This window comes from Microbacterium xylanilyticum (assembly GCF_054654695.1).
This window is the reverse complement of sequence record NZ_BAAIEN010000002.1, coordinates 3919450-3930626: the sequence shown is the minus strand read 5'-3', so window position 1 is coordinate 3930626 and position 11177 is coordinate 3919450. Positions and strand designations below refer to the sequence as shown.

At 69.2% G+C, this 11177-nt stretch carries 10 protein-coding genes; 7 read left to right on the top strand and 3 right to left on the bottom strand.

Going from position 1 to position 11177, the window contains the following annotated elements; translation table 11 throughout:
- Positions 1-12: 12 nt before the first annotated feature.
- Positions 13-966 carry an agmatinase gene (gene speB, locus ACYQ1L_RS19485; RefSeq protein ID WP_460005629.1) on the bottom strand — a complete coding sequence of 318 codons (954 nt, stop codon included), beginning with the start codon at positions 964-966 and terminating at the stop codon, positions 13-15.
- Positions 967-1178: 212 nt separating this feature from the next.
- On the opposite strand from speB, the gene ACYQ1L_RS19480 reads away from it, so the two are divergent.
- The 5 genes from ACYQ1L_RS19480 (at position 1179) to ACYQ1L_RS19460 (ending at position 7842) form a co-directional block, all read left to right on the top strand.
- The gene (locus tag ACYQ1L_RS19480; RefSeq protein ID WP_460005628.1) at positions 1179-2135 is read left to right on the top strand and encodes an Lrp/AsnC family transcriptional regulator; all 957 of its coding nucleotides are present in this window, start codon (positions 1179-1181) and stop codon (positions 2133-2135) included.
- A gap of 174 nt (positions 2136-2309) precedes the next feature.
- On the top strand, positions 2310-3944 hold the full coding sequence (locus tag ACYQ1L_RS19475) for an ABC transporter substrate-binding protein (RefSeq protein ID WP_460005627.1): 1635 nt from the start codon (positions 2310-2312) through the stop codon (positions 3942-3944).
- Positions 3945-4037: 93 nt separating this feature from the next.
- A complete protein-coding gene (locus tag ACYQ1L_RS19470; RefSeq protein ID WP_460005626.1) occupies positions 4038-5114 on the top strand; it encodes an ABC transporter permease in 1077 nt (358 codons plus the stop codon).
- Positions 5115-5116: 2 nt separating this feature from the next.
- Positions 5117-6130, top strand: coding sequence for an ABC transporter permease (locus ACYQ1L_RS19465; RefSeq protein ID WP_460005625.1), 1014 nt, complete (start codon positions 5117-5119; stop codon positions 6128-6130).
- Positions 6127-7842, top strand: coding sequence for a dipeptide ABC transporter ATP-binding protein (locus tag ACYQ1L_RS19460; protein WP_460005624.1), 1716 nt, complete (start codon positions 6127-6129; stop codon positions 7840-7842). Before ACYQ1L_RS19465 ends, ACYQ1L_RS19460 begins: the two co-directional genes overlap by 4 nt.
- 152 nt (positions 7843-7994) lie before the next feature.
- Here ACYQ1L_RS19460 and ACYQ1L_RS19455 read toward each other — a convergent pair whose 3' ends face one another.
- Both ACYQ1L_RS19455 and ACYQ1L_RS19450 read right to left on the bottom strand, forming a co-directional pair.
- The gene (locus tag ACYQ1L_RS19455; RefSeq protein WP_460005623.1) at positions 7995-9215 is read right to left on the bottom strand and encodes a hypothetical protein; all 1221 of its coding nucleotides are present in this window, start codon (positions 9213-9215) and stop codon (positions 7995-7997) included.
- A gap of 50 nt (positions 9216-9265) precedes the next feature.
- A complete protein-coding gene (locus ACYQ1L_RS19450; RefSeq protein WP_460005622.1) occupies positions 9266-10102 on the bottom strand; it encodes a class I SAM-dependent methyltransferase in 837 nt (278 codons plus the stop codon).
- 163 nt (positions 10103-10265) lie between these two features.
- Here ACYQ1L_RS19450 and rpsF point away from each other — a divergent pair, with 163 nt between their 5' ends.
- Positions 10266-10631, top strand: a complete 366-nt coding sequence (rpsF, locus tag ACYQ1L_RS19445; RefSeq protein ID WP_460005621.1) for a 30S ribosomal protein S6 — start codon at positions 10266-10268, stop codon at positions 10629-10631.
- 6 nt (positions 10632-10637) lie between these two features.
- Positions 10638-11150, top strand: a complete 513-nt coding sequence (locus tag ACYQ1L_RS19440; RefSeq protein WP_460005620.1) for a single-stranded DNA-binding protein — start codon at positions 10638-10640, stop codon at positions 11148-11150.
- Positions 11151-11177: the final 27 nt, after the last annotated feature.

The window sequence follows — 11177 nt, the reverse complement described above, 5'->3', positions numbered from 1 at the left end:
GGGTGGAAGGGCTCAGCGGGCGCGGTCGATCTGCATCGCGAGCAGGGTGATGAGCTCGTAGACCGCGTGACTGGCGGCGATGCCGGTCAGCTGCGCGTGGTCGTACGCGGGGGAGACCTCGACCACGTCGGCGCCCACGATGTTCGTGTCGCGCAGGCTCCGCAGGATCCGGAGCAGCTCGCGGCTGGTCAGGCCGCCGGCCTCGGGGGTGCCGGTGCCGGGGGCGTGCGCGGGGTCGAGCACGTCGATGTCGATCGAGACGTAGAGCGGCGCATCGCCGATGCGGGTGAGGATCCGTTCGATCGCGGCTTCGACCCCGTGCTCCTCGATCGCTTCGCTGGTGACGATGGAGAAGCCGAGGCGGGCATCGTCCTCGAGGTCGCTCTTGTCGTAGAGCGGCCCGCGCGTGCCGACGTGGCAGCTCGCGGTCATGTCGATGAGGCCCTCTTCGCTCGCGCGGCGGAACGGCGTGCCGTGCGTGATCGGGGCGCCGAAGTAGGTGTCCCAGGTGTCGAGGTGCGCGTCGAAGTGCAGCACCGCGACGGGACCGTGCTTGCGCGCCACCGCGCGCAGCAGCGGAAGGGCGAGGGTGTGGTCGCCGCCGATGGTGATGAGGCGGGACGCGCGCTCGCCGAGGGCGGTGGCGGCACGGTCCGTCTCCTCGACGGCCTCGGTGATGTCGAACGGGTTGAGGGCGATGTCGCCGGCGTCCACCACCTGGGCGCGGGCGAACGGCGAGAAGTCCTGGGCCGGGTTGTAGGGGCGCAGCAGGCGCGAGGACTCGCGCACGTGCGACGGTCCGAACCGCGTGCCGGGGCGGTAGCTCACGCCCGAGTCGAACGGCGCGCCGACCACGGCGATGTCGGCGTGGTCGACGTCCTCCAGCCGTGGCAGGCGGGCGAAAGTGGCGAAGCCCGCGTAGCGCGGGTTCACGGAGGCGTCGACGGGGCCGATCAGATCAGTCATGGCGTTCTTCCCTCTGGGGCGACAGCGGCCTGCTCGGGATCCGCTTTCGCCGGTGGTTCTCGGTTAGCGAGGATGCTAGGACCGCCGGCGAGTCGTGACAAGAGCAGAAGAACCGGCCAGATGGGTCATCGACCGATGATCTGAACGGCTTTGACGCCACATTTGACACTCTCCGCCAGTCAATCGGATCCTGTACCGTTGTTCTGGACATCATGGCCGTCAACAGCGGCGAATCCGGAGATTTCCGCGGAGTGCGCCAGGGAGGACGCATGGACTTCGACGACGAGCTCATCGCGGCGCTGCACGAAGACGGCCGGATCAGCATCCAGGACCTCTCCCGGTCCCTGGTCAGGCCGCGGGCGGCCGTCGCGGCGCGGCTGAAGGCGATCCTCGACGAGGGTCTGCTGCGGGTCGTGGCCATGGTGGATCCGGCGTTCTCCGGGCAGCAGGTGATCGGGCACCTCTCCCTGCGTCTCTCGGCGCCGGTGGAGCAGGTCGCGGGCACGCTGCGCGCCATGGAGGAGACGGTGCTCGTGTCCGCTGTCGGGGGAGCGCACGACATCGTCAGCGAGGTGCGCGCCCCTGCCCTCACCGCCCTGCAGGAGTCGATCGCCCGCATCCGCGCGATCCCCGGGGTGTCCGCCGTGAACACCCTCGTGTACACCGACGTGGTCAAAGGATTCTTCGTCTCCCGGTACCGCGGCGAGGTGACGATCGACCGTCTGGACGAGGCGATCATCGCCCAGCTGCAGCGCGACGGCCGGATGAGCTACCGCGCACTCGGCGAGGCGGTACGGCTGTCGCCGTCGGCCGTGGCCATGCGAGTGCGCCGTCTGCTCGACGGAGGGGTCATGGCGGTCGTGGCGGTCGAGGCCCGCAGCCTCGGCCACCGGCAGCTGTCGATGGGGGTGGGGCTCACCCTCACTGGCGACGGCGACGCGGTGCTCGCCGCACTGAGCGCGCGTCCGGAGGTCGACTTCGCCACGCGCACGATCGGCCGGTTCGATGCCGTGGTGACGCTGGTGCAGCCCTCGACGGGTGCGCTGCATGCGGCGCTGGAGCGGGTGCGGGCGCTCGACGGAGTGGAGCGGATCGAGACGTGGATGCATCTCTCGGTCACCAAGGAGGACTACACCCGGCCACTGCGTCCGGTCCCTCCGACGGGCTGACGGCCACGCGCCCGCCCGCAGGAAGATCTCCGGCCCAGGTCACGTCTCGGCGACGGAACTCACGCGAATCGCGCGGTCGTGCCTACAATCGGGTGTCCCGTGCGCCGTGTACCCCGACGGCCATGGATGTGTGGCCGCGACCAAGCGCGGCCTGGAACCGATACAGAGGTGTATATGTCATTCCACAGCACTCGAGGCCGTCTGGGCCTCGCGATCGGAGCGCTCGGAGCCACCGCCCTCGTCCTCGCGGGCTGCGCGACGAGCAGCACGGGCGGCGGCGGCTCGACCGGCGGATCCGGCGGCAGCACGATCACCGTCGGCACGACCGACAAGATCACGTTCCTCGACCCGGCCGGTTCGTACGACAACGGATCCTTCGCGGTGATGAACCAGATCTATCCGTTCCTCATGAACAGCAAGTACGGCACGGCAGAGGTCACCCCCGACATCGCGGAGTCGGCGGAGTTCACCTCCGCGACCGAGTACACGGTCAAGCTCAAGAAGGGCCTGAAGTTCGCGAACGGCGACCCGCTGACCTCGGCGTCGGTGAAGTTCTCCTTCGACCGTCAGCTCAAGATCAACGACCCGAACGGGCCGGCGTCGCTGCTGGGCAACCTCGCGAGCACCGAGGCACCCGACCCGACCACGGTCGTGTTCAAGCTGAAGAACGGCAACGACCAGATCTTCCCGCAGATCCTGTCCAGCCCCGCCGGTCCCATCGTCGACGAGAAGGTGTTCTCGGCCGACAAGGTCACCGACGATGACACCATCATCAAGGGCAAGGCGTTCGCCGGTCAGTACGAGATCACGGACTACAAGAAGAACCAGCTCATCGCCTACAAGCCGTACGCCGGCTACCAGGGCGAGCTCGGCAAGCCCGCGAACGCCGGCGTGAACGTCAAGTACTTCGCGGACGCGTCGAACCTGAAGCTCGCGATCGGCAAGGGCGACATCGACGTGGCGTTCCGCAGCCTCTCCGCCACCGACGCCGACGACCTGGCCAAGAACAAGAAGGTCAAGATCGTCGACGGCCCCGGCGGCGAGATCCGCTACATCGTGTTCAACTTCAACACGATGCCCTACGGCGCGACGACTCCTGAGGCCGACCCGGCCAAGGCGCAGGCGGTGCGTCAGGCGGCAGCCGACCTCGTCGACCGCGCGGCGATCGCGAAGGACGTCTACAAGGACACCTACAGCCCGCTGTACTCCTTCGTCGCCGACGGCATGGAGGGTGCCACCCAGCCGCTGAAGTCGATGTACGGCGACGGCAGCGGCGGTCCCTCGCTCGACAAGGCGAAGAAGGTCCTCACCGACGCCGGCGTGACCACCCCGGTGGCGCTGAGCCTGCAGTACAACGGCGATCACTACGGCCCGTCGTCGGGCGACGAGTACGCGGCGATCAAGGCTCAGCTCGAGCAGGGCGGCCTGTTCACGGTCAACCTGCAGAGCACCGAGTGGACGCAGTACTCCAAGGACCGCACGGCCGACGTGTACCCCGCGTACCAGCTGGGCTGGTTCCCGGACTACTCCGACGCCGACAACTACCTGTCGCCGTTCTTCACGACCGACAACTTCCTGAAGAACCACTACGACAACCAGGCCGTCAACGACCTGATCGTCAAGTCGCAGACCGAGACCGACAAGGACAAGCGCAAGGCCGACCTCGCTCAGATCCAGGACATGGTCGCCAAGGATCTGTCGACGCTCCCGCTGCTGCAGGGCAAGCAGATCGCGTTCACCGGGACGGACGTCAAGGGCACCACGCTCGACGCTTCGTTCAAGTTCCGCTACGCGCCGCTCAGCAAGTAGCGCATCCTCAGACGGGGCACCGCCGCACACGCGACGGTGCCCCGTGCTCGTCCGGGCGCAGCGCAGCGCCCACCCTCCTCACGAAGGTTCTCCATGTCCGTTGACGCCATCGCCGCAGACCCCGTGGCGACGCGCCCCGCCTCCTCCGGAGGAGGACTGTGGCGCTACATCCTGATCCGCCTGGTGCTGATCATCCCGACCGTCCTCATCCTGGTCACCCTGGTCTTCTTCCTGATGCGGATCACCGGCGATCCCATCACCGCAGCCCTCGGCGGTCGCCTCCCTCCCGACCAGCTCGCCGCACGCGTGCACCAGGCGGGCTACGACCGGCCCGTCCTGATCCAGTACTTCGAGTACCTGGGCAGGATCCTGCACGGTGACTTCGGCACGACCATCACCGACGGCCAGCCCGTCACCCAGGTGCTGCTGACCTACGGATCCGCCACGCTCGAGCTCGCGATCTACGCGCTCATCGTCGCGTTCGCGGTCTCGATCCCGCTCGGTCTGGTGGCCGCGCACCGCCGCGACAAGTGGCAGGACGCGTCCCTGCGGATCATGGCGATCCTCGCCTACGCCACTCCGATCTTCTTCGTCGGCCTGCTCCTGAAGCTGGTCTTCTCGGTGTGGCTCGGCTGGATGCCCGTCTCCGGCCGCGCCGGCACGCAGACCGAGCTTCTGATGAGCGGGGTGAACACCCCCACCGGCATCTACCTGCTCGACGCGATCCGGCTCGGCAACGGCCCCGCGATCGGCGACGTGCTGTGGCACGCGATCCTGCCGGCGCTCGCGCTCGGCCTGCTCACCGCGGGCATCTTCCTGCGGCTCATCCGCACGAACGTGATCGGCACCCTCGGCCAGCAGTACGTCACCTCGGGCCGCTCCCGCGGCGTGAGCGAGTACCGCCTGGTCACCAAGCACGCCTTCCGTCCCGCGCTCATCCCGATCATCACGGTGATGGGCCTGCAGATCGCGATGCTCCTCGCCGGCGCCATCCTCACCGAGACGACGTTCGAGTGGAAGGGCATCGGCTTCATGCTGAGCGAGTACCTGAAGGCCCGCGACTTCGTGGCCGTGCAGGGCATCGTCGTCATGATCGCGGTGATCGTCGCGGTGACCAACTTCATCGTCGACATCCTCGCCGCCATGATCGACCCGAGGGTGAGGTACTGACCATGACCGTCGACAACACCCCCGAACCCGTGATCGATCGCGACCTCCCCACCCCGGAGACCTCGGCGCTCGCCGCCCAGGCTCCGCGGAAACGGCGCTGGAGCGAGCGGATCCCGGTGGTCTCCCATCTGCGCCAGAGCGTGGGTCTGCAGCGCGGCATGCTGGTCGTCGGTCTCGTCATCACCGGCGTGTTCGTGCTGACCGCGATCCTCGCCCCGGTCATCGCGCCCTACTCCTGGGCGCAGCAGGCCGTGAACGGGGTGAAGTTCGGCACGCAGCAGCCGCCGAACCCCACCAACATCCTCGGCACGACCGTCAGCGGCTTCGACGTGTTCTCGCGCGTGATCTGGGGATCCCAGACCGCGCTGCTCGTGATCCTCGCCGCGATCGCCTGCTCGATCTTCATCGGCATCGCGCTGGGCCTGGTCGCCGGCTACTTCGGGGGCTGGCTCGACCGCACGCTCGTCGTCATCGCCGACGCGATCTACGCCTTCCCGTCGCTGCTGCTCGCGATCGTGATGTCGATCGTGATCAGCCACGGCCAGTCCAACCTGTGGTCCGGCATCATGGCGACCTCGCTGTCGATCACCGTGGTGTTCGTGCCGCAGTACTTCCGCGTCATCCGCGCCGAAGTGGTGCGCGTGCGCGCGGAGCCGTTCGTCGAGTCCGCGAAGGTGATCGGCGTGCCGACCACCCGGATCCTGATCCGCCACGTGCTGCGCAACTCCACGCGCTCGCTGCCGGTCCTGATCACGCTGAACGCCTCGGAGGCGCTGCTGACCCTCGCCGGTCTCGGCTTCCTGGGCTTCGGCATCGAGGCGACCTCGGCCGCGGAGTGGGGCTACGACCTGAACCGCGCCATCGCCGACGTCACCAGCGGGATCTGGTGGACGTCGATCTTCCCCGGCCTCGCCATCGTGCTGGTGGTGCTCGGCATCACCCTCGTCGGGGAGAGCCTGAACGACCTGAGCGATCCGCGACTGCGCACCCGCCGTCGCGCGGGAGGTGCGGCATGACCTTGACCACAGGACTGCCCGACGTGGCGGAGATCCGGAACCTCAAGGTGCGCTTCGCGACGGACGGCGAGCCCGTCGACGCCGTGAAGGGCATCGACATCCAGGCGCACGCGGGCGAGGTGCTCGCGATCGTCGGCGAGTCCGGATCCGGCAAGACCGTCACCGCCAACGCGCTGCTCGGCCTGCTGCCCGAGACCGCCACCATGTCGGGTGCGGTGATCGTGCGCGGTCGCGGCGGCGAGACCGACGTGGTGCACGCGTCGCACGCCAAGCTGCGGGCGATGCGCGGCCGCGACGCGGCGATGGTGTTCCAGGAGCCGTCCACCGCTCTGAACCCCGTGTACACGGTGGGCTGGCAGATCGCGGAGGGCCTGCGGGCGCACGCCGACGGCAAGCTCTCCAAGAAGGCGGCGAAGGCGAAGGCCGTCGAGATCCTCCGCAAGGTGGGCATCCCGGATCCGGACAAGCGCGTCGACGACTACCCGCACCAGTTCTCCGGCGGTCAGAAGCAGCGCATCGTCATCGCGATGGCGCTCGTGCTGAACGCCGGGCTCATCATCGCGGACGAGCCGACCACCGCGCTCGACGTGACGGTCCAGGCCGAGATCCTCGAGCTGCTGCGCGCGTGCCGTGACGAGTTCGGCGCGACGATCGTGCTCATCACGCACAACATGGGCGTCGTCGCCGACCTCGCCGACCGCGTGGTCGTGATGCTCCGCGGCGACGTCGTCGAGCAGGCCCCGGTGCGCGAGCTCTTCGCGAACCCCCAGCAGGACTACACCCGGGAGCTGCTCGCCGCCGTGCCGCACGTCGGCCAGGGCAAGTCGGCGCTGGGGACCACCTCGGGCGCTTCGACGAGCTCAGCGACCGTCGACGCGCCCCCCGCCGGAAGCCTCATCGTGGCGCGGGCGTGCGAGATCGGCTACCCCGGGCGGTTCGGCCGGGGCGGCGTCGTCGCCGTGAAGGGCGTCGACTTCCACGTCGGTCCCGGCGAGGTCGTGGGCCTGGTCGGCGAGTCCGGATCGGGCAAGACCACGATCGGGCGCGCGGTCGTCGGCCTCACCACGGTCGTCGGCGGATCCCTGACCGTGCTCGGCCAGGAGATGAAGGGCGTGAAGCAGCGCCAGCTCGCTCCGCTGCGCCCGGAGATCGGGTTCGTGTTCCAGGATCCGGCGACGAGCTTCAACCCGCTGCTGTCGATCGCCGAGTGCATCGCGGAGCCGCTGGTCGTGCACGGCCGGGCGTCCAGCGTGGCCGCGGCCCGCGCCCGCGTGGATGAGCTGCTCGACGCGGTGCGGCTGCCGACGAACTTCGGCGACCGCTTCCCGCACGAGCTCTCCGGCGGGCAGCGCCAGCGCGCCTCGCTGGCCCGCGCGCTCGCACTGGATCCGAAGCTGCTCATCGCCGACGAGCCCACCAGCGCGCTGGATGTCTCGGTGCAGGCGAAGGTGCTGGAGCTGTTCGTGCAGCTGCAGGCCGAGCTGGGCTTCGCGTCACTGTTCATCAGCCACGACCTCGCCGTGATCGATGCCGTCTCCAACCGCATCATCGTGCTGCAGCGGGGCCGGATCCAGGAGCAGGGCACGACCGCCCAGGTGCTGAACGATCCGTCGAACGCCTACACGCGGGAGCTGCTGGCAGCGCTGCCCGTGCCCGACCCCGTGGAGCAGGCCGAGCGCCGCGCCCTCTGGCAGGCGGTGCGCCGGGGCTGAGGTTCGCCACGCGGCACCCGCGACGCCCTTCGTCTCGTCGCTGGTTCCTGAGCGAGCGTGAGCGAGACGAAGGACTCGCTCAGGGACCGGTCTCCATCGGTCGCTGAGCGAGCGCAGCGAGACGAAGGGCGTTCTGCTGCCCGGGCGACGCGTCAGCGTGCGAACAGCATGCCCATGAGGGGGCCGATGACGTGGAGGAGGACCCAGAGCAGGCCGATCACGAGCGCCACCACGATTCTCCACGAGAAGCCGCGCTTGAGCCGGCGCCCTCCCGGGGCGACGCCGGGCGGGGGAGACCACGGCTGCTGACCGGGTGCCGGCGTGGGAGCCGCGAGCCCCGACGCCAGGAACCCGGCCGGGGCGCCGGGAACGGGCGGAACACCGGGCGCGCCCAGGACGGTGCCGGGACCGGCGGCGAGCTCCTGGCCCTGCGCCGCGGCCTGGCCGAGCCGCTCGTCGCGCCAGCGGGCCCACTGCGCGAGCTTGTCGATCACCGCGCCGACCGTCGCGAACATGCGCGCCCACGTCGCCGGATCCAGCGTCGACACCTGCTGCCGCTGCGCGTACAGGAACAGCCAGTCGTCCACGATCTCGACGTCGAACGCCGCCGCGCTGTCCATGAAGCGCGCCATGATGTCGGGCGTGAACAGGTACAGCGCGTCGCGCTCGTACCCCTCGGGGCAGTACAGCGCGAAGTACCGGTCGAAGTCGCCCTCGAGCGACAGTCGCTGGTGCTTCGCGTAGCGCGCGGGGAGGTTGGATCCGAAGAGTCCGTTGTTGCCGATGGCATCGAGCACGATGTTGGGAAGCGGCACGTCCAGATGGATCGCGATGTAGCCCCACGGGTGGGTCTGGCGGTCCTTGCCGGATCCGGTCGTGTACCGGTAGTTCGCGAACTCGACGAAGCGGGGCGAGGATCCGCGGACGAGGTCGGTGGAGACACGGCCGCTGCCGAGGCTGAAGATCATCCCGGGCAGCGCGGGGTCGCTCAGCGACGGCTCATAGGTCATGCCGTTCGCGGCCGCGAAGGAGGCGAGCCGGTACTGCCTGATCCGCCGGGAGCGCAGCCAGAAGACGATCGCCACCACGACGACGGCCACCGCGATCAGCACCAGCAGCACGGGGATGAGTCCGCTCGCCACGCCCAGCCGCGACGCCAGCATCGCCGCGCCGACCGTGCCGAACATGCCGAGCATCATCACGACGACCACCCCGGCGAAGACGGCGCCGAAGATCTGCGCGCCGCTCACGCCGGACCCGGAGGCCGCGGCCGAGCGTGCGTACGCCGCCAGCGCCGCGCGGTCCACCGGATCCGTCAACGGCCTCGCATCGAACGGATACGAGCGTGCGGGCTGGTTCACCGGGGTCGTCACCGTTCCACGCTATTGCGGGATCCGCGATTGCACAGCGGAAATCGCGGGCATCACTCCCTGCGGGCGATGACCGTGAACGTGCAGGGAACGAGATCGCGCTCCTCGTCCGGCCACACGAAGTCGCCGCCGGACGGCGCCATCCGCGGGGCGAAGCGCCACGGGAGGGTCTTCCCCTCGTCCATGCGCAGGATCCGCAGGCCCGCGCCGATGAGCGCGTTCACGACCTCCGAGATCGGATGCGGCCACTCGTAGGTGCGCGTGTGCGTGACGGTCCCGTCGCCGACGTAGGTGCCGGGCTCGTCCCAGGCCTGGGCGGATCCGTCGCCGAAGTACGGGTAGCGCAGCACGAGCTCGTCGCGGTTCTCGTCGAGGCCGTACAGCACGGGGTGGCCGTCGCGGATGTAGAAGAGCCCGCCGGGGCGCAGCAGGCCGGCGATCTGCCCGGCCCACCGGTCCAGGTCGCGCAGCCAGGTGATCGTGCCGATGCTCGTGTAGACGAGGTCGAAGTCTCCGGTGACGGCCGCGCGGGCGTCGAGCACGTCGGTCTGCACCCAGGCGGCCTCGAGATCCAGGCGCGCGGCGAGGGCGGACGCCGCGTCGAGCGCAGGCCGGGAGAAGTCGACGCCGGTGACTCGCGCGCCGAGCCGCGCGAGCGAGAGCGTGTCGGTGCCGATGTGGCACTGCAGGTGGCACACGTCCAGGCCCGCGAACCCCTCTGGCAGGAACGGGGCGAGGGCCGCCGCATCGGCGCGCACAACGTCGGAGAGATGCGCCGGGTCGTCGAAGGCGTCCAGGCCGTAGGCGTCGACGTGCAGCGCCGCCCGCTCGTCCCAGTTCTGCCGGTTCGCCTCGCGCGCGGGCTCCCACTCGATATCGACATGGTCCATGCGGGTCATGCTATCGACCGCGGACGGATCCGATTCGGCGCATTCAGGAGGATCCGCTAAGCTGTTCAGGTTGCCCGGGTGGATTCTGCCCCGGCACGTGCAACACACCCTCCTGCTTCCGGGAAAGTCCCGGAAGCCGTTCTAGTCCGAAGGAGGTGGGTAAGTGACGCACCAGTACGAGCTCATGGTCATTCTGACCCCCGAGCTGGACGAGCGCCAGGTTGCCCCCAACCTCGACAAGTTCCTGAAGGTCATCACCGCTGATGGTGGCTCGATCGACAAGGTCGACATCTGGGGCAAGCGCCGTTTCGCCTACGAGATCAACAAGAAGACCGAGGGCATCTACGCCGTCGTGAACTTCACCGCGACCAGCGAGGCCACCAACGAACTCGACCGCCAGCTGAACCTCAGCGAGCTCGTGTTCCGCACCAAGGTGCTGCGTGCCGAGGAAGCGATCGCCCAGGTCGCCGCCGAGGCCAAGCGCGTCGAGGAGAAGGCCGCTCGCAAGCCCAAGGTCGCGAAGGCCTAAGGCATCATGGCCGGCGAGACCGTCATCACCGTGGTGGGGAACCTCACCGCCGACCCCGAGCTGCGCTACACGCAGAACGGGCTGCCGGTGGCGAACTTCACCATCGCTTCGACGCCGCGCACCTTCGACCGCCAGGCGAACGAGTGGAAGGACGGCGAAGCGCTGTTCCTCCGCGCGTCCGTGTGGCGCGAGTTCGCCGAGCACGTGGCGGGATCCCTGACGAAGGGCATGCGGGTCATCGCATCCGGACGCCTGCGTCAGCGCTCCTACCAGGACCGCGACGGCAACAACCGCACCGCGATCGAGCTGGAGGTCGACGAGATCGGCCCCTCGCTCCGCTACGCGACCGCCCAGGTCACCCGTGCCGCTTCGAGCGGCGGCGGGAACTTCTCCGGCGGCCAGCAGGGCGGTGGGCGCTCGCAGCAGCGCGACAACGACGAGCCGTGGTCGACCCCCGGCTCCTCGAGCGCGGATGCGTGGAGCACTCCCGGCAGCTTCGGCGACGACACCCCGTTCTGACCCGAAGCAACACAAGATTCCGGATCC

Excerpts from the sequence above, each read along its gene's own strand:
- ACYQ1L_RS19450 (WP_460005622.1), bottom strand. The coding sequence starts at position 10,102 with ATGGACCATGTCGATATCGAGTGGGAGCCCGCGCGCGAGGCGAACCGG.
- ACYQ1L_RS19440 (WP_460005620.1), top strand. The coding sequence starts at position 10,638 with ATGGCCGGCGAGACCGTCATCACCGTGGTGGGGAACCTCACCGCCGAC.
- ACYQ1L_RS19465 (WP_460005625.1), top strand. The coding sequence starts at position 5,117 with ATGACCGTCGACAACACCCCCGAACCCGTGATCGATCGCGACCTCCCC.
- speB (WP_460005629.1), bottom strand. The coding sequence starts at position 966 with ATGACTGATCTGATCGGCCCCGTCGACGCCTCCGTGAACCCGCGCTAC.
- ACYQ1L_RS19475 (WP_460005627.1), top strand. The coding sequence starts at position 2,310 with ATGTCATTCCACAGCACTCGAGGCCGTCTGGGCCTCGCGATCGGAGCG.
- ACYQ1L_RS19470 (WP_460005626.1), top strand. The coding sequence starts at position 4,038 with ATGTCCGTTGACGCCATCGCCGCAGACCCCGTGGCGACGCGCCCCGCC.
- ACYQ1L_RS19480 (WP_460005628.1), top strand. The coding sequence starts at position 1,179 with ATGGCCGTCAACAGCGGCGAATCCGGAGATTTCCGCGGAGTGCGCCAG.
- ACYQ1L_RS19460 (WP_460005624.1), top strand. The coding sequence starts at position 6,127 with ATGACCTTGACCACAGGACTGCCCGACGTGGCGGAGATCCGGAACCTC.